General features: G+C 57.6%; 13 protein-coding genes. 9 read left to right on the top strand and 4 right to left on the bottom strand.

The features are described from left to right. Nucleotides 1-16: 16 nt before the first annotated feature. Nucleotides 17-1354, bottom strand: a complete 1338-nt coding sequence (gene paeA, locus E0L16_RS16530; RefSeq protein WP_006810357.1) for a polyamine export protein PaeA — start codon at nt 1352-1354, stop codon at nt 17-19. Between the two features lie 225 nt (nt 1355-1579). Beyond that, complete coding sequence (gene msrA / locus E0L16_RS16525) at nt 1580-2221, bottom strand: peptide-methionine (S)-S-oxide reductase MsrA (protein WP_063867179.1); 642 nt, start codon at nt 2219-2221, stop codon at nt 1580-1582. A 224-nt stretch (nt 2222-2445) separates the two neighbouring features. On the opposite strand from msrA, the gene tamA reads away from it, so the two are divergent. Genes tamA through E0L16_RS16510 form a run of 3 tightly spaced genes read left to right on the top strand, consistent with a single transcriptional unit; the run spans nt 2446 to nt 8299 of the window. Next, a complete protein-coding gene (gene tamA / locus E0L16_RS16520; RefSeq protein ID WP_064910242.1) occupies nt 2446-4179 on the top strand; it encodes an autotransporter assembly complex protein TamA in 1734 nt (577 codons plus the stop codon). Further along, entirely contained in the window at nt 4176-7952 is a 3777-nt protein-coding gene (gene tamB / locus E0L16_RS16515) for an autotransporter assembly complex protein TamB (RefSeq protein ID WP_131637433.1), read from the top strand. Before tamA ends, tamB begins: the two co-directional genes overlap by 4 nt. Nucleotides 7953-7954: 2 nt before the next feature. After that, nucleotides 7955-8299 carry a gamma-glutamylcyclotransferase family protein gene (locus tag E0L16_RS16510; protein ID WP_063867186.1) on the top strand — a complete coding sequence of 115 codons (345 nt, stop codon included), beginning with the start codon at nt 7955-7957 and terminating at the stop codon, nt 8297-8299. Between the two features lie 185 nt (nt 8300-8484). On the opposite strand, the gene ppa is transcribed toward E0L16_RS16510, so the two are convergent. After that, a complete protein-coding gene (gene ppa / locus E0L16_RS16505; protein ID WP_006810347.1) occupies nt 8485-9015 on the bottom strand; it encodes an inorganic diphosphatase in 531 nt (176 codons plus the stop codon). 309 nt (nt 9016-9324) lie between these two features. Here ppa and ytfQ point away from each other — a divergent pair, with 309 nt between their 5' ends. The 5 genes from ytfQ to E0L16_RS16480 all read left to right on the top strand — a co-directional run bounded on the left by ytfQ (nt 9325) and on the right by E0L16_RS16480 (nt 15572). Then, nucleotides 9325-10281, top strand: a complete 957-nt coding sequence (ytfQ, locus tag E0L16_RS16500; protein ID WP_112792401.1) for a galactofuranose ABC transporter substrate-binding protein YtfQ — start codon at nt 9325-9327, stop codon at nt 10279-10281. 102 nt (nt 10282-10383) lie between these two features. Beyond that, nucleotides 10384-11886 carry a galactofuranose ABC transporter, ATP-binding protein YtfR gene (gene ytfR / locus E0L16_RS16495; protein WP_131637431.1) on the top strand — a complete coding sequence of 501 codons (1503 nt, stop codon included), beginning with the start codon at nt 10384-10386 and terminating at the stop codon, nt 11884-11886. A 10-nt stretch (nt 11887-11896) separates the two neighbouring features. Then, the gene (gene ytfT, locus E0L16_RS16490) at nt 11897-12922 is read left to right on the top strand and encodes a galactofuranose ABC transporter, ATP-binding protein YtfT (RefSeq protein ID WP_165498418.1); all 1026 of its coding nucleotides are present in this window, start codon (nt 11897-11899) and stop codon (nt 12920-12922) included. Next, a complete protein-coding gene (gene yjfF, locus E0L16_RS16485; protein WP_131637429.1) occupies nt 12909-13910 on the top strand; it encodes a galactofuranose ABC transporter, permease protein YjfF in 1002 nt (333 codons plus the stop codon). Before ytfT ends, yjfF begins: the two co-directional genes overlap by 14 nt. A gap of 93 nt (nt 13911-14003) precedes the next feature. Continuing rightward, complete coding sequence (locus E0L16_RS16480) at nt 14004-15572, top strand: methyl-accepting chemotaxis protein (RefSeq protein ID WP_131637427.1); 1569 nt, start codon at nt 14004-14006, stop codon at nt 15570-15572. Nucleotides 15573-15611: 39 nt separating this feature from the next. Here E0L16_RS16480 and fbp read toward each other — a convergent pair whose 3' ends face one another. After that, nucleotides 15612-16610: a class 1 fructose-bisphosphatase gene (fbp, locus tag E0L16_RS16475; protein ID WP_063450890.1), complete on the bottom strand. Its 999-nt coding sequence runs from the start codon at nt 16608-16610 to the stop codon at nt 15612-15614. 179 nt (nt 16611-16789) lie between these two features. Between fbp and mpl the strand changes: the two genes are divergently transcribed. After that, nucleotides 16790-18163 (top strand): UDP-N-acetylmuramate:L-alanyl-gamma-D-glutamyl-meso-diaminopimelate ligase, encoded by a 1374-nt coding sequence (gene mpl / locus E0L16_RS16470; RefSeq protein ID WP_102750474.1) that lies wholly within the window; start codon nt 16790-16792, stop codon nt 18161-18163. Nucleotides 18164-18184 lie beyond the last annotated feature (21 nt).

Raw genomic sequence — 18184 nt, 5'->3', positions numbered from 1 at the left:
CGCTGCCCTTCATAAATTAAGCCGACACCTTCTCTTCCGCATCTGGCAGTTTCGGCACCAGCACGGTCGGTTTACTATCAATGCGCGTTACCAGCAGCTGGTCGATGCGGTAGTTATCAATATCCACCACTTCAAACTTGAAGCCGGAGAACTTCACCGAGTCGGTACGTTTCGGGATCTTACGCAGCATAAACATCATAAAGCCGCCAATGGTCTCGTAGTTTCCGGACTGCGGGAACTCGTCGATATCCAGCACGCGCATCACGTCCTCAATCGGTGTACCGCCGTCAATCAGCCATGAGTTCTCGTCACGCTGCACAATTTGCTCTTCCAGCCCCTGGCCGACCAGGTCGCCCATCAGCGTCGTCATGACGTCGTTGAGAGTGATAATGCCCACCACCAGCGCGTATTCATTCATGATCACCGCGAAGTCTTCACCCGCAGTTTTGAAGCTTTCCAGCGCTTCGGAGAGCGTCAGGGTGTCCGGCACAATCAGGGTATTGCGGATCTGCACGCCGCTGTTCAGCGCCAGGCTCTGGTTTGCCAGCACGCGGTTCAGCAGGTCTTTGGAGTCCACATAGCCGATGATATGGTCGATATCTTCGTTACAGACCAGGAATTTGGAGTGCGGATGCTGCGCCACTTTGGTCTTCAGGCTCTGCTCATCTTCATGCAGATCGAACCAGATGATGTTCTCACGGCCGGTCATGGAAGAGGGAACGGTACGGGATTCCAGTTCGAAAACGTTCTCAATCAGCTCGTGTTCCTGCTTGCGCAGCACGCCTGCCAGCGCCCCGGCTTCCACCACGGCGTAAATATCATCGGATGTGATGTCGTCTTTACGCACCATCGGCAGCTTGAAGATGCGGAAAATGACGTTCGCCAGGCCGTTAAAGAACCACACCAGCGGGCGGAAGACGTACAGACAGAAGCGCATCGGGTTGATGATACGCAAAGCCACAGCTTCTGGCGCAATCATACCGATGCGTTTCGGGGTCAGGTCCGCGAATAGAATGAACAAACCGGTGACCAGCGAGAAGGAGAGGATGAAGCTCAACTGCTCGGCCAGCTCTACGGACATGTACTTTACAAAGAGGCTATAAAACGCCGGAGAAAATGCTGCATCGCCCACGATACCGCCAAGAATGGCGACCGCGTTAAGACCAATCTGCACCACGGTAAAGAACATGCCGGGATTTTCCTGCATTTTCAAAATGCGTGATGCGTTGATGTTGCCCTCGTCGGCAAGCAGCTTCAGTTTGATTTTACGGGAGGCAGCCAGCGAGATCTCCGATATCGAGAAAAATGCACTGACGGCAATAAGACAAAGTATTACTAAAATACTGTTTAACATAGTTTATCCGGCTTCTCGCCAGATCCTCAGAAGGGGAGTTGATACCATTCGTGTGAAGACACATTGAAGTCAGCTCGTAGCGTTGAGCCGATTATTTCAGCGGTAGTATAGCGTAAAGGCGTGTAAATCTGCCAGAGGTCACGTTTTCGACAAATAAGGTGGGCCGGCGGCGGGGAGTGTGGTTGAGTTATGCGCCACGCGGCTCGCGTGGCGCTAGTGCAGTAATCAGGCGTGCTGTGGAGGCAGGCAAACGCCGATGCCGCCAATCCCGCAGTAGCCGTATGGATTTTTATGCAGATACTGCTGGTGATCGTCTTCGGCATAGTAGAACGGTTTCGCGGTAGCGATTTCGGTCGTCACCTGGCGTTTATCACCGGCGGCCTGCATTGCTTCCTGGAAACGCGTCAGGCTGGCGTGGGCCGCAGCCTCCTGCTCAGGGGTGAGCGGATAAATAGCCGAACGGTATTGGGTGCCGTGATCGTTACCCTGACGCATGCCCTGCGCCGGGTCATGGTTTTCCCAGAACACCTGGAGCAGCTGTTCATAGCTGATAACGCTCGGGTCATACACCACACGGACCGCCTCGGCATGCCCGGTTTCGCCGGAACAGACTTCGCGGTAGGTTGGGTTAGGCGTATACCCTCCGGTGTAGCCCGCAGCGGTACTGTAAACGCCCGGCAGCTGCCAGAACAGGCGCTCTACGCCCCAGAAGCAGCCCATGGCAAACAGGGCGATCTCCATTCCATCAGGAACATTTGTCATTGAATGGTTGTTTACGGCGTGTAATGTCGCCACTGGCATAGGGGTGTTGCGTCCCGGTAACGCATCGGCTTGTGATACCAGATGCTTTTTATCGAATAAACTCACGGTGGGGCCTCCCGGGTAGCGTTGTTTCGGTTAAGGTTGTCACGAAGCGTTTAATTGAACACAATAAATGCGATGAATGAGTCTAGATTTAATCATAAGAAATATTTGGGTGTTGCACCCTTTTTCAACCCGTAATTTGGGTTTTTGGCCAGCAGGCCGTATTTTGCCGCGGAGCGGCACTGCATTTGCTTCCAGGGTGGAAACAGGGATATTCAGGAGAAAACGTGACAAAGATCCGCCAGTTATGTTTAGTCAGTTTAATGCTGACAAGCGGGATTGCCAGCGCGGCGAATGTCCGTTTGCAGGTTGAGGGGTTATCCGGGGCGCTGGAAAAAAACGTGCGTGCGCAGCTTTCCACCATCCAGAGCGATGAAGTGACGCCGGATCGGCGTTTTCGCGCGCGCGTGGATGACGCCATTCGCGAAGGCTTAAAGGCGTTGGGGTACTACGAACCCACCATCGATTTCGACTTACGCCCGCCGCCGGCGAAGGGGCGTCAGGTATTGATTGCCCGCGTTTCGCCGGGCGAACCCGTTCTGATTGGCGGCACGAACGTGGTGCTGCGCGGCGGTGCGCGCACGGATCGGGACTACCTGGATCTGCTCAGCAACCGCCCGAAAGTGGGCACCGTGCTCAATCACGGGGATTACGATCGCTTTAAAAAGTCGTTGACCAACGTTTCCCTGCGTAAAGGCTATTTCGACAGCAAGTTCAACAAAAGCCAGCTGGGCGTTGCGCTTGAGCGACGTCAGGCATTCTGGGATATCGACTACGACAGCGGCGAACGCTATCGGTTTGGCGATGTAACTTTCGAAGGATCGCAGATCCGTGACGAGTATCTGCAAAACCTGGTGCCGTTCAAAAAGGGCGACTACTACCAGTCCAGCGACCTCGGCGAGCTGAACCGTCGTTTGTCCGCTACCGGCTGGTTTAACTCCGTGGTGGTGGCGCCTGAATTTGAAAAATCCCGTAAAACGAAGGTATTACCGCTGCATGGCGTGGTCTCTCCGCGCACCGAGAACACCATTGAGACCGGTGTCGGCTACTCCACGGACGTCGGCCCGCGCGTGAAGGCGTCGTGGAGGAAACCGTGGATGAACTCCTACGGCCACAGCCTGACCACCAGCGTCAGCCTCTCTGCGCCTGAACAGCAGCTGGACTTCAGCTACAAAATGCCGCTGCTGAAAAACCCGCTTGAGCAATATTACCTGGTGCAGGGCGGCTTTAAGCGTACCGATTTGAACGATACCGAGCAGGATTCGACGACGCTTGCGGTCTCCCGCTTCTGGGATCTCTCCAGCGGCTGGCAGCGCGCCATTAACCTGCGCTGGAGCCTCGATCACTTTACCCAGGCCAACGTCACCAACACCACCATGCTGCTTTATCCGGGGGTGATGATCAGCCGCACACGCTCGCGCGGCGGCCTGATGCCAACCTGGGGCGATTCCCAGCGCTACTCCATCGATTATTCCAACACCGCCTGGGGATCCGACGTGGACTTCTCCGTTTTTCAGGCGCAAAACGTCTGGATCCGCACGCTGTATGACAAACACCGCTTTGTGATGCGCGGCAATCTCGGCTGGATTGAGACGGGTGATTTCGAGCGCGTTCCGCCGGACCTGCGCTTCTTCGCCGGGGGCGACCGCAGTATTCGCGGGTATAAGTACAAGTCGATCTCACCTGAAAACGAAAAAGGCCAGCTGACCGGGGCCTCTAAGCTGGCGACCGGCTCGCTGGAGTACCAGTACAACGTCAGCGGCAAATGGTGGGGCGCCATGTTTGTCGACAGCGGTGAAGCGGTAAACGACATCCGCCGTAGCGATTTCAAAACCGGCGCGGGCGTAGGCGTGCGCTGGCAGTCACCGGTCGGGCCGATCAAGCTCGATTTCGCCGTTCCGGTGGGTGACAAAGAAGAACACGGTTTACAGTTTTACATCGGTCTGGGGCCTGAATTATGAGTTTATGGAAGAAGATAAGCCTCGGAGTGCTGATTTTTATCGTATTGCTGCTTAGCACGGTGGCGTTTCTGGTGGGCACCACCACGGGCCTGCATCTGCTGTTTAACGCCGCGAACCGCTGGGTGCCGGGGCTGGAAATCGGCCAGGTGACGGGCGGATGGCGCGATCTGCGCCTGAAAAATATCCGCTATGAACAGCCCGGCGTGGCGGTGAACGCGGGCGAGTTTCATCTGGCGGTGAAGCTGGGCTGCCTGCGGGACAGCAGGCTGTGCGTAAACGATCTGTCGTTAAAAGACGTAAACGTGGCGATAGATTCCAAAAAAATGCCGAAGTCTGAACCCGTTGAGGAAGAGGATAGCGGCCCGCTTTACCTCTCCACGCCGTACCCGATTGCGCTCTACCGGGTTGCGCTGGATAACGTCAACGTCAAAATCGACGATACGACGGTATCGGTGATGGATTTCACCTCCGGTCTGCGCTGGCAGGAGAAAAACCTCACCCTGACCCCAACCTCCCTGCAAGGGCTGCTGATTGCGCTGCCGAAGGTGGCCGACGTGGCGCAGGAAGAGATCGTCGAGCCGAAGATCCAGAACCCGCAGCCGGAAGAAAAACCGCTGGGTGAAACGCTGAAAGATCTCTTCTCGAAACCGGTGCTGCCGGAGATGACCGACGTGCATCTGCCGCTGAACCTCAATATCGAAGAGTTTAAGGGCGAGCAGCTGCGTCTGACGGGTGACACCGATCTGACGGTCTACAACATGCTGCTTAAAGTCAGCAGCATCGACGGCAACATGAAGCTCGACGCGCTGGATATCGACTCCAGTCAGGGCTCGGTGAACGCCTCAGGCAACGCGCAGCTGCGCGACAACTGGCCGGTAGATATTACGCTGAACAGCGCCCTGAACATCGATCCGCTGAAGGGCGAAAAGGTGAAGGTGAAGGTCGGCGGTGCGCTGCGCGAGAAGCTTGAGTTCGGCGTGAACCTGTCCGGCCCGGTGGATATGGTGCTGCGTGGGCAAACCCAGCTGGCAGAGGCCGGTTTACCGCTCAACCTTGAGATTGTCAGCAAGCAGCTTTACTGGCCATTCACCGGCGAAAAGCAGTTCCAGGCCGACGATCTGAAGCTGAAGCTGAGTGGCAAAATGACCGACTACACGCTGTCGTTCCGCACGGCAGTGAAGGGGCAGGGGGTACCGCCCGCCGATATCACCCTGGATGCGAAGGGTAACGAGTTGCAGGTAAACCTCGACAAGCTGACCGTGGCAGCGCTGGAAGGAAAAACCGAGCTGACCGCGCTGCTCGACTGGCAGCAGGCGATCAGCTGGCGCGGCGAGCTGAAGCTGACCGGGATCAACACCGCCAAAGAGGTACCGGACTGGCCGTCAAAACTCGACGGCCTGATCAAAACCCGCGGCAGCCTTTACGGCGGCACCTGGCAGATGGACGTGCCGGAAATCAAGCTGACCGGCAACGTGAAGCAGAACAAAGTCAACGTAGAGGGCTCGGTTAAGGGCAACAGCTATCTCCAGTGGGTGATCCCGGGCCTGCACGTGGCGCTGGGCCGCAACACGGCGGATATCAAAGGCGAGCTGGGGGTGAAAGACCTCGATCTGGATGCCACCATCGACGCGCCAAACCTTGATAACGCCCTGCCGGGCCTTGGCGGTACGGCGAAAGGGTTAGTGAAGGTTCGCGGTACGGTGGAAGCGCCGCAGCTGCTGGCGGACATTACCGCTAACAACCTGCGCTGGCAGGAACTCTCCATTGCCCGCGTGCGCGTCGAAGGGGACGTGAAATCCACCGATCAGATCGGCGGTAGCCTCGACCTGCGCGTGGAGCGTATTTCTCAGCCGGACGTGAACATCAGCCTGGTGACGCTGGCGGCGAAAGGTAACGAGAAGCAGCACGATCTCCAGCTGCGCGTGCAGGGCGAGCCTGTCTCCGGGCAGCTGCACCTGACCGGCAGCTTTGACCGCAACGCGACGCGCTGGAAAGGGCAGCTGGACAACACCCGCTTCAGCACGCCGGTTGGCCCGCTGGTGCTGTCCCGATCCATCGCGCTGGACTACCGCAACGCAGAGCAGAAAATCAGCATTGGGCCGCACTGCTGGACCAACCCGAACGCCGAACTGTGCGTGCCGCAGACCATTGATGCGGGCGCGGAAGGACGCGCGCAGATCAACCTCAACCGTTTTGACCTGGCCATGCTGAAACCGTTTATGCCGGAAACCACCCAGGCGAGCGGGGTCTTTAGCGGTAAAGCGGACGTCGCGTGGGACACCACCAAAGAGGGCCTGCCGCAGGGCAGCGTGAGTCTCTCCGGGCGTAACGTGAAGGTCACGCAGGAGGTCAATGACGCGCCGCTGCCGGTGGCGTTCGACACCCTGAATCTGAATGCCGACCTGCGTAACAACCGCGCGGAGCTGGGGTGGCTTATCCGTCTGACCAACAACGGTCAGCTTGACGGTCAGGTACAAATTACCGATCCGCAAGGGCGGCGCAACCTCGGCGGCAACGTCAATATTCGCAACTTCAACCTGGCGATGGTGAATCCGATTTTCTCGCGGGGTGAAAAAGCGGCGGGTATGCTCAGCGCCAACCTGCGCCTGGCGGGAGATGCGCAAAGCCCGCAGCTGTTTGGCCAGATGCGGTTAAGCGGCGTGGACATCGACGGTAACTTTATGCCGTTCGATATGCAGCCAAGCCAGCTTGCGATGAACTTTAACGGCCAAAGCTCAACCCTCAGTGGTTCAGTGCTGACGCAGCAGGGACAAATCAACCTGAGCGGTGACGCAGACTGGAGCCAGCTTGATAACTGGCGCGCCCGTATTGCGGCCAAAGGCAGCAGGGTGCGTATCACGGTACCGCCGATGGTGCGGCTGGACGTATCGCCAGATGTGGTCTTTGAGGCAACGCCAAGCCTCTTCACGCTGGACGGCCGCGTCGACGTCCCGTGGGCGCGCATCGTGGTTCACGAGGTGCCGGAAAGCGCGGTTGGCGTCTCCAGTGATGAAGTTATGCTCAATGAAAATCTGAAACCTGTTGAACAGAAGAGCGCTGGCATACCGATCAATAGTAATCTTATCGTGCACGTGGGGAATAACGTGCGTTTGGACGCGTTTGGGCTGAAGGCGAGACTCACGGGTGACCTGAAAGTGGCGCAGGATCAGCAGGGGCTGGGCCTGAATGGACAAATCAATATTCCTGAAGGGCGCTTCCATGCCTACGGTCAGGATTTGATTGTGCGTAAAGGTGAGCTGCTGTTCTCCGGTCCACCGGATCAGCCGGTCCTGAATATCGAAGCGATCCGTAACCCGGAAGCCACCGAAGATGAAGTGATTGCGGGCGTGCGCGTGACGGGCTCTGCCGACGAACCTAAGGCAGAGATCTTCTCTGACCCGGCCATGTCGCAACAGGAAGCGCTCTCTTACCTGCTGCGCGGACAGGGTCTGGATAGCCAGCAGGGCGATGGTGCGGCAATGACGTCAATGTTAGTCGGTCTGGGGGTTGCACAAAGTGGTCAGGTTGTGGGTAAAATCGGCGAGACGTTTGGCGTAAGCAATCTGGCGCTGGACACTCAGGGCGTGGGTGACTCTTCGCAGGTAGTGGTCAGCGGCTATGTACTGCCGGGTCTACAGGTAAAATATGGCGTGGGGATCTTTGACTCACTGGCTACACTCACGTTACGTTACCGCCTGATGCCTAAGCTATATCTGGAAGCAGTGTCCGGCGTAGACCAGGCACTTGATCTGCTCTATCAGTTTGAGTTTTAGCAATGCGAATATTTGTTTACGGCAGTTTACGAACCAAGCAAGGCAACAGCCACTGGATGACCAACGCCCAGTTGCTGGGAAATTACACAATCGAAAACTATCAGCTGTACAGTCTGGGCCACTATCCAGGCGCGGTTCCGGGGAACGGAACGGTACAGGGTGAGGTTTATCGTATTGATAATGCTACGCTGGCCGAACTTGATGCCTTGCGCACCAGGGGCGGTGAATACGCTCGCCAGTTGATCCAGACGCCTTACGGCAGTGCATGGATGTACGTGTACCAACGTTCGGTCGACGGGTTAACGCTGATTGAAAGCGGTAACTGGTTAGACAGAGACCAGTTATGAAAAACGACAACGCCACCGTAAGGTGGCGTTGTTTTTTGTGGCTATAATATCAATGACTTGCACTGTACAGTGTAGGCCCGTGCAAGCGTAGCGCCGCCGGGCGATACTTCCCAATCGCACGGGTTGCCGGGATCGAAAGGCACAAAAAAGCCCCGACGCGCGGGGCTTAGTATCAGCAGTAAGAATTACTTCTTAGCTGCACGTTCGAAAGAGGCGATGATTTCTGCTTTCGCCGCTTCTGCGTTATCCCAGCCTTCAACTTTAACCCATTTGCCTTTTTCGAGATCTTTGTAGTGCTCGAAGAAGTGGGCGATCTGCGCTTTCAGCAGCTCTGGCAGGTCGTTCACATCTTTAATGTGATCGTATTCTTTGCTCAGCTTGGTGTGCGGTACGGCAACCAGTTTCGCATCTTCACCCGCTTCGTCGGTCATTTTCAGCACGCCAACAGGACGGCAGCGAATGACGGAGCCTGGCTGCAATGGGTATGGCGTTGGGACCAGTACGTCAACCGGGTCACCGTCCAGAGACAGGGTGTGGTTGATGTAGCCGTAGTTGCACGGATAGAACATGGCGGTAGACATGAAACGGTCAACGAACAGCGCGCCGGTGTCTTTGTCGATTTCGTATTTGATTGGATCTGCGTTGGCCGGGATTTCGATAACCACGTAGATATCTTCTGGCAGTTCTTTACCCGCAGGGACGTTGAGTAAGCTCATGTCGGTGTCCTTCAAAATGGATGGTAAACAAGTGGCAAGTATTATAGCCAACTGGCGCTGAAAGTCTTCGCCTGTTTTCGTCTTATCTCCCCCGCGCCTTCACTTTTCAGACCGTTTCCATGACAGGATAATCCATAAACTCAGCCGCATTTTAAATGTGGAAATGAAAGCGATTACAAACTTGTGATTAACGTTTTATTCACTTTTCTGAAGTGTGACGTGACGCAATCCGTAACATATTCCATTGGCTATAGTTCATCCGCAGAACATCTTTTAACCAACAATAACCTACCCTACGAGGACGTTCATATGTGGAAGCGCTTACTTCTTGTTACAGCAGTTTCGGCAGCCATGTCGTCTATGGCGATGGCCGCACCGTTAACCGTTGGATTTTCGCAGGTCGGATCTGAATCCGGCTGGCGCGCCGCTGAAACGAACGTGGCGAAAAGTGAGGCTGAAAAGCGCGGTATTACGCTGAAAATCGCTGATGGTCAGCAAAAGCAAGAGAACCAGATCAAAGCGGTGCGTTCATTTATCGCCCAGGGCGTGGATGCCATCTTTATCGCCCCGGTTGTCGCGACGGGCTGGGAGCCGGTGCTGAAGGAAGCCAAAGATGCTGAAATTCCTGTCTTCCTGCTCGACCGTTCCATCGACGTAAAAGACAAATCTCTCTATATGACCACCGTCACCGCCGATAACGTGCTGGAAGGCAAACTGATTGGTGACTGGCTGGTGAAGCAGGTGGATGGCAAGCCGTGTAACGTGGTTGAGTTGCAGGGAACGGTTGGTGCGAGCGTCGCGATCGACCGCAAGAAAGGGTTCGCGCAGGCCATCGCCAGCGCGCCAAACATTAAGATCGTCCGTTCTCAGTCCGGCGACTTCACCCGCAGCAAGGGTAAAGAGGTCATGGAAAGCTTCATTAAGGCAGAAAATAACGGCAAAAATATCTGCATGGTTTACGCCCACAACGACGACATGGCGATCGGCGCCATTCAGGCCATCAAAGAAGCGGGCCTGAAGCCGGGCAAAGATATCCTTACCGGCTCGATCGACGGCGTGCCGGACATCTACAAAGCGATGATTGACGGCGAAGCGAACGCCAGCGTTGAGCTGACGCCAAACATGGCGGGCCCGGCATTCGACGCGCTGGAGAAATTCAAGAAAGACGGCACGGTGCCTGAAAAAGTAACGGTCACCAAATCCACGCTCTACCTGCCGGACACGGCGAAAGAAGAATTAGAGAAGAAGAAAAATATGGGCTACTGATCAGTGACATTGCCGGGTGGCGCTGCGCTTACCCGCCCTACGATACGCTCATTTGTAGGCCGGATAAGCGTAGCGTCATCCGGCTTAATGCAGGGGGAAATCATGACCACCGAACAACACCAGGAAATCCTCCGCACCGAGGGCCTGAGTAAATTTTTCCCAGGCGTTAAGGCGCTGGATAACGTTGATTTCAGCCTGCGGCGTGGGGAGATCATGGCGTTGCTCGGCGAAAACGGCGCGGGGAAGTCGACGCTGATTAAAACCCTGACGGGGGTATATCACGCCGATCGCGGCGCTATCTGGCTGGAAGGTAATGCGATTTCGCCAAAGAATACCGCGCATGCACAGCAGCTGGGGATCGGCACGGTCTACCAGGAAGTGAACCTGCTGCCGAACATGTCGGTTGCGGACAACCTGTTTATAGGCCGCGAGCCCAGACGTTTTGGCCTGCTGCGCCGCAAAGAGATGGAAGCGCGCGCCACGAAGCTGATGGAGTCTTATGGTTTCTCTCTCGACGTGCGCGAACCGCTGAACCGCTTTTCCGTGGCGATGCAGCAGATCGTCGCGATCTGTCGCGCTATCGATCTCTCGGCGAAAGTGCTGATCCTCGATGAACCCACCGCCAGCCTCGATACCCAGGAAGTGGAGATGCTCTTTACCCTGATGCGCCAGCTGCGCGATCAGGGCGTGAGCCTGATCTTTGTTACGCACTTCCTCGATCAGGTTTACGAGGTAAGCGATCGCATCACGGTGCTGCGCAACGGCGGCTTTGTCGGCTGCCGGGAAACCCGCGAGCTGCCGCAGATTGAGCTGGTCAAAATGATGCTGGGCCGCGAGCTGGAGACCAACGTACTCCAGCGCGCGGGCCGCACGCTGCTGAGCGAAAAACCGATCGCCGCCTTTCAGGACTACGGCAAAAAAGGGACCATCGCGCCGTTTAACCTGGAGGTGCGCCCCGGCGAAATTGTGGGTCTGGCGGGTCTGTTAGGCTCCGGACGCACCGAAACCGCCGAAGTGATCTTCGGGATCAGGCCCGCCGACAGCGGAACGGCGCTGATCAAAGGTAAACCGCAAACGCTACGCTCGCCGCATCAGGCGTCGTGCCTCGGGGTGGGTTTCTGCCCGGAAGACAGGAAAACGGACGGAATTATTGCCGCCGCCTCGGTGCGGGAAAACATCATTCTGGCGCTACAGGCCCAGCGCGGCTGGCTGCGTCCGATCCCGCGTAAAGAGCAAAACGCCATTGCCGAGCGCTTTATCCGCCAGCTCGGTATACGTACCCCGAGCACCGAACAGCCCATTGAGTTTCTCTCCGGCGGCAACCAGCAGAAGGTGCTGCTCTCTCGCTGGCTGCTGACCAAACCGCAGTTCCTGATCCTCGACGAGCCCACGCGCGGCATCGACGTGGGCGCGCACGCCGAAATCATCCGGCTTATCGAAACGCTGTGTGCCGACGGTCTGGCGCTGCTGGTGATCTCGTCTGAGCTGGAGGAGCTGGTTGGCTATGCCGATCGCGTCATCATCATGCGCGATCGCAGGCAGGTGGCTGAGATCCCGCTGGATAAGCTGTCCGTTCCGGCGATCATGAATGCCATCGCGGCGTAAGGAGTCAAATGTGATGTCCCGTTCTCTTTCGCAAACTGGCGAAGCGAAGCGCCGCTTCAGCTGGCCGACCGGCACGCCGCAAATCGTGGCGCTGCTGCTGGTGCTGCTGGTGGATAGCCTGGTAGCCCCGCATTTTTTCCAGATCGTCGTGCAGGATGGCCGCCTGTTTGGAAGCCCGATCGACATCTTAAACCGTGCCGCGCCCGTAGCGCTGCTGGCGATTGGCATGACGCTGGTGATTGCCACCGGCGGGATCGACCTCTCCGTCGGTGCGGTAATGGCGATTGCGGGCGCCACCGCTGCCTCGATGACCGTTGCCGGGCACAGCCTGCCGGTGGTTCTGCTCGCCGCGCTGGGGTCAGGCGTATTAGCCGGGCTGTGGAACGGCATTCTGGTCGCGGTGCTCAAGATCCAGCCGTTTGTCGCGACGTTGATTTTGATGGTGGCCGGGCGCGGCGTGGCGCAGCTTATTACCTCCGGTCAAATCGTCACCTTTAGCTCCCCGAGCCTGGCGTGGATCGGCAGCGGTAACGTCCTGTACTTCCCGACGCCGGTGATCGTTGCCCTCGTTACGCTGGTTATCTTTTGGCTTTTCACCCGCAAAACGGCGCTCGGGATGTTCATCGAAGCGGTGGGGATTAACATTCGGGCCGCGAAAAACGCTGGGGTGAATACCCGGCTGATGGTGATGCTGACCTACGTCCTGAGCGGCGTCTGCGCCGCGATTGCCGGGGTGATCGTGGCCGCCGATATTCGTGGGGCGGATGCCAACAACGCCGGGCTCTGGCTGGAGCTGGACGCGATCCTCGCGGTGGTGATCGGCGGCGGATCGCTGATGGGCGGACGGTTTAACCTGCTGCTCTCGGTGGTGGGGGCGCTGATTATTCAGGGTATGAATACCGGTATTTTGCTCTCCGGCTTCCAGCCGGAGCTCAATCAGGTCGTCAAAGCGGTCGTGGTGCTTATCGTACTTATCGTGCAGTCGCCGCGCTTTATCACTCTCATTAAGGGGATCCGCGGTCATGATAAAACGTAATTTGCCGTTAACGATCACGCTGGGCGTGTTCGTGCTGGGCTACCTCTACTGCCTGACCCAGTTCCCGGGGTTCGCCTCCACGCGGGTGATTTGCAACATTCTGACCGATAACGCGTTTCTCGGGATTATTGCCGTCGGCATGACCTTTGTGGTCCTCTCCGGCGGGATCGACCTCTCCGTTGGGTCGGTGATCGCCTTTACCGGCGTGTTCCTTGCCAAGGCCATTGGCTACTGGGGCATTTCGCCGCTGCTGGCGTTCCCGCTGGTGCTGGCCATGGGCTGCGCGTTCGGCGCCTTTATGGGGCTTTTAATCGACGCGCTGAAAATCCCGGCGTTTATCATCACCCTTGCCGGGATGTTCTTCCTGCGCGGCGTGAGCTATCTGGTGTCGGAGGAGTCGATTCCGATTAACCATCCGATCTACGACACGCTCTCCAGCCTGGCGTGGAAAATTCCCGGCGGAGGGCGCCTGAGCGCGATGGGGCTGCTGATGCTGGGCGTGGTGGTGATCGGGATCTTCCTCGCCCACCGTACCCGGTTTGGTAATCAGGTGTATGCCATTGGCGGCAGCGCCACGTCCGCGAACCTGATGGGGATTTCCACGCGCAGCACCACTATCCGCATCTACATGCTTTCGACCGGCCTTGCCACGCTCGCGGGGATTGTGTTTTCGGTGTACACCCAGGCAGGTTATGCGCTGGCGGGGGTGGGGGTTGAGCTGGACGCCATTGCCTCGGTGGTCATCGGCGGCACGCTGCTCAGCGGCGGCGTGGGGACGGTGCTCGGCACGCTATTTGGCGTGGCGATCCAGGGGCTGATTCAGACCTACATCAACTTCGACGGCACGCTTAGCTCCTGGTGGACTAAAATCGCCATCGGCATTCTGCTGTTTATTTTTATCGCGCTCCAGCGCGGCCTGACGGTGCTGTGGGAGAACCGCCAAAGCTCGCCTGTTACCCGTGTCAATACCTCTGTAACAGGGCGATAACGTGCTGAAATTGCTTAAAGTCTAAACATTTTCCGGTAGCGGCCGATACTCTTTTTTTATGCCCAGAAATATCTCGCTACCGGAAATAACATCATGCTTAAAACGCTATCGATTCGTACCGGCTTGCTCTCTTTACTGGCCGTTATGACCCTTCTGCTGCTGATTGTCAGCGGCATCGGCATTTATGCCCTTACACAAAGCTCCGCTTCTCTCCAGCGCATCAATCACCTTCAGGGTGAACAGATGGTGCAGCTGAATGCCGGCTATACGCTGATCCTGCGCGCGCGTAACGAAGCGGGTCAGGCCGTCCGCATGATGGAGGTCGGGCTGCTGGACGATGCGGCCAAGGCGGTCAAAACCATTAACCAGGAAGTGACGCTGGCACAGAAAACGCTGAAGGGCGTGATCGGCGGTGGCGTGGCGGATGAACAGGGACAAAAGCTGCTGGATAAGGTCGCCGCGAGCCTGGCGATGTACAACCAGCAGGGCATCACCCCGATGCTGAACGCCCTGAACGAGCAAAGCGCGGACGGCTATTACGATCTGCTGGAAAGCAAGCTGGTGCCGGTGGCGAAGCAGTTTGATAACGATATGCAGGCGTTCCAGGCGTGGAGCGAGGCGCGCGGCAAAGCGGAAGTGAGCGCCGTGCAGGCGAGTAAAACCCGCGTGCTGATCCTGATTATCGTCGCGGCGCTGCTGACGGCAGGCATTATCGTGCTGGCCTGGCTGGTGCTGCGCCATATGCTGCTCAAGCCGCTTTCAGCCTCAATTGCCCAGCTGGAACACGTGGCGGCAGGGGATTTAACCTACGCCCTGAACGCGCCTGCGAGCCAGGAATTTAATCGCCTCAACGCGGCCATCGAAGAGATGCGTCAGTCGCTGATGGGCTCCGTCCTGCGCGTGCGCGACGCCAGCTCGCAGATTGATACCGGCAGCCGCGAGCTGACGGCCGGGAACCTGAACCTTGCCCAGCGCACGGAATCTACCGCCACGTCGCTGGAGCAGACGGCCGCCAGTATGGAAGAGATCACCGCCACGGTGAAACGTAACGCCGAAAACGCCGGGCAGGCGCACCAGCTGGCGCAGTCGGTCTCCGACACCGCCGATCGCGGCAGCGAAATGGTGTGCTACGTCATCGAGAAGATGCGCGATATCTCCGGCAGCGCGGCGCGCATCGCCGATATCCTGAGCGTTATCGACGGGATCGCCTTCCAGACCAATATTCTGGCGCTGAACGCGTCCGTAGAAGCGGCGCGTGCGGGCGAGCAGGGACGGGGTTTTGCGGTCGTGGCGGGTGAGGTGCGCAATCTCGCCAGCCGCAGTGCCGATGCCGCGAAAGAGATCCGCTCGCTTATCAGCGATTCGCAAACCCACGTGAACGAGGGCAGCGAGCTGGCGCAACAGGCCGGTGAGACGATGGACGAGATCGCCACCGAAGTGCTGCGTATGACCAAACTGATGCGAGAAATTGCGACGGCCTCCCAGGAGCAGAGCCGCGGCATTGAGCAGGTGAATATCGCCGTTAATCAGATGGATGAAACGGCGCAACAAAACGCGGCGCTGGTTCAACAATCCTCTGCGGCAACACGTTCCCTGGAGGCGCAGTCGCGCGAGCTGATGGAGGCGATGGCCTCCTTCAGGCTGACGGCGCAAACGGCATGATAAAAAAAGGGGAGCCTGTCAGGCTCCCCTTTTTACGCCTTACGCGTCCGGGAATTCGCGGATCATGCGTTCAACGTCTTCCACCATATGGTTATTGCCGACGAAGAACGAACGGCGCTGGTGCAGGCTTTCCGGCACGATATCCAGAATACGCTCTTTACCGTCGCTCGCCTTGCCGCCCGCCTGCTCGGCCAGGAACGCCATCGGGTTGCACTCGTACAGCAGACGCAGCTTCCCGTCAGGATGGCTTGCCGTGCTTGGATAAAGGTAAATCCCGCCCTTCAGCAGGTTGCGGTGGAAATCCGCCACCAGCGAGCCGATATAGCGCGAGGTGTACGGGCGCTGCGTGGCTTTATCCTCTTCCTGGCAGAACTTGATGTACTTCTTCACGCCGTTCGGGAATTTGATGTAGTTGCCTTCGTTGATGGAGTAGGTATTGCCCTTCTCCGGGAAGCGCATACGCTCCTGGCACAGGCAGAACACGCCCAGTGACGGATCGTAGGTAAAGGCGTGCACGCCGCAGCCGGTGGTGTACACCAGCATGGTGGACGAGCCATACACCACGTAGCCGGCGGCAACCTGATTGCTGCCCGGTTGCAGGAAGTCTTCTTCCGTCACCGGTGTGCCAACCGGCGTAACGCGACGGTAGATGGAGAAAATGGTACCAACAGAAACGTTAACGTCGATGTTGGAGGAGCCGTCGAGCGGATCCATCAGAACAACGTATTTCGCGTGTTCGCACCCTTCGAAGACGACGATCTCATCTTCTTCTTCAGAGGCGATACCCGCAACGATGTCGCGCGCGCGCAGTGCTGCTTTCAGTTTTTCATTGGCGAACAGGTCGAGTTTTTGCTGAACCTCACCCTGAACGTTCTCGGCACCGCTGGCACCCAGGATATCGACCAGACCGGCCTTGTTGATATCGCGGTGGATGATCTTAGCGCCCAGCTTTATTGCCGACAGCAAAGCAGTGAGCTCACCCGTAGCATGAGAGAACTCGTGCTGCTTTTCGACAATAAATTCACCTAACGTTTTCATAACACTTTCCCTGCATCTTATGTTGAGTAAAGCGGTTGATGTCCAACAATCTTAACAAACATTCAAATATTAGCGCAGAGGTGAATCGCGCCAGCAAAATACGGATTTACCTGAAATGCGTTTCACAGCCGCTGACATGTGGGTAAAATGTGCGCCACATTGAAGAAGGATAGTGACGTATGCGCATTCATATATTGGGGATTTGTGGCACTTTCATGGGCGGACTGGCAATGCTGGCGCGCTCGCTGGGCCATGAAGTGACAGGTTCGGACGCCAATGTGTATCCGCCGATGAGCACGCTGCTGGAGAAGCAGGGAATTTCTCTGATTCAGGGATACGACGCCAGCCAGCTGGAGCCGCAGCCGGATCTGGTGATCGTTGGCAACGCCATGACCCGTGGGAATCCATGCGTTGAAGCAGTGCTGGAACGCAATATCCCGTACATGTCTGGCCCGCAGTGGCTGCATGATTTTGTCCTGCGCGACCGCTGGGTGGTCGCCGTTGCCGGGACGCACGGCAAAACCACCACCGCCGGCATGGCGACCTGGATCCTCGAAGCCTGCGGTTACAAGCCGGGCTTCGTCATCGGCGGCGTGCCGGGGAATTTCGACGTTTCCGCGCGTCTGGGCGACAGCCCGTTCTTTGTGATTGAAGCGGATGAATACGACTGCGCATTCTTCGACAAGCGATCCAAATTCGTGCACTACTGCCCGCGCACGCTGATCCTCAACAACCTTGAGTTCGATCACGCGGATATCTTTGACGACCTGAAGGCGATCCAGAAACAGTTCCACCACCTGGTGCGCATCGTGCCGGGCCAGGGCCGTATCATCCTGCCGGAGAACGACATCAACCTGAAGCAGACCCTGGCGATGGGCTGCTGGAGCGAGCAGGAGCTGGTGGGCGAGCAGGGCCACTGGCAGGCGAAAAAACTGAACGCCGATGCCTCCGAGTGGGAAGTGCTGCTCGACGGTGAGAAAGTCGGTGAAGTGAAGTGGGGCCTGGTGGGCGAACACAACATGCACAACGGCCTGATGGCGATAGCGGCGGCGCGTCATGTGGGGGTTCTGCCTGCGGATGCCGCCAGTGCGCTGGGCACGTTTATCAACGCCCGTCGTCGTCTGGAACTGCGTGGTGAAGCCCACGGCGTGACGGTGTACGACGATTTCGCGCACCACCCAACCGCCATTCTGGCGACGCTTGCCGCATTGCGTGGCAAAGTCGGCGGCACCGCGCGCATTCTGGCCGTACTGGAACCGCGTTCAAACACCATGAAAATGGGGATCTGCAAAGACGATCTCGCGCCGTCCTTAGGGCGTGCCGATGAGGTCTTCCTGCTGCAACCGCAGCATATTCCGTGGCAGGTGGCCGAAGTGGCCGATGCCTGCATTCAGCCGGCGCACTGGAGTGCGGACGTGGATGTCTTAGCGGATATGGTGGTGAAAGCCGCACAGCCTGGCGACCACATTCTGGTGATGAGCAACGGCGGGTTTGGTGGGATCCATCAGAAGCTGCTGGACGGTCTGGCGAAGAAAGCCGCAGCCGCAGCGTAAAAAAAAGCCCGGTGGCGCTAG

Source organism: Enterobacter quasihormaechei, from assembly GCF_004331385.1.
GTDB classification, from domain to species: domain Bacteria; phylum Pseudomonadota; class Gammaproteobacteria; order Enterobacterales; family Enterobacteriaceae; genus Enterobacter; species Enterobacter quasihormaechei.
This window is presented reverse-complemented; position numbering and strand designations above follow the sequence as displayed.

What these genes read in the sequence shown, in the direction of transcription:
- paeA (WP_006810357.1), bottom strand. Translation starts at nt 1,354, where the DNA reads ATGTTAAACAGTATTTTAGTAATACTTTGTCTTATTGCCGTCAGTGCA.
- tamB (WP_131637433.1), top strand. Translation starts at nt 4,176, where the DNA reads ATGAGTTTATGGAAGAAGATAAGCCTCGGAGTGCTGATTTTTATCGTA.
- E0L16_RS16510 (WP_063867186.1), top strand. Translation starts at nt 7,955, where the DNA reads ATGCGAATATTTGTTTACGGCAGTTTACGAACCAAGCAAGGCAACAGC.
- ppa (WP_006810347.1), bottom strand. Translation starts at nt 9,015, where the DNA reads ATGAGCTTACTCAACGTCCCTGCGGGTAAAGAACTGCCAGAAGATATC.
- ytfQ (WP_112792401.1), top strand. Translation starts at nt 9,325, where the DNA reads ATGTGGAAGCGCTTACTTCTTGTTACAGCAGTTTCGGCAGCCATGTCG.
- ytfR (WP_131637431.1), top strand. Translation starts at nt 10,384, where the DNA reads ATGACCACCGAACAACACCAGGAAATCCTCCGCACCGAGGGCCTGAGT.
- yjfF (WP_131637429.1), top strand. Translation starts at nt 12,909, where the DNA reads ATGATAAAACGTAATTTGCCGTTAACGATCACGCTGGGCGTGTTCGTG.
- E0L16_RS16480 (WP_131637427.1), top strand. Translation starts at nt 14,004, where the DNA reads ATGCTTAAAACGCTATCGATTCGTACCGGCTTGCTCTCTTTACTGGCC.
- fbp (WP_063450890.1), bottom strand. Translation starts at nt 16,610, where the DNA reads ATGAAAACGTTAGGTGAATTTATTGTCGAAAAGCAGCACGAGTTCTCT.
- mpl (WP_102750474.1), top strand. Translation starts at nt 16,790, where the DNA reads ATGCGCATTCATATATTGGGGATTTGTGGCACTTTCATGGGCGGACTG.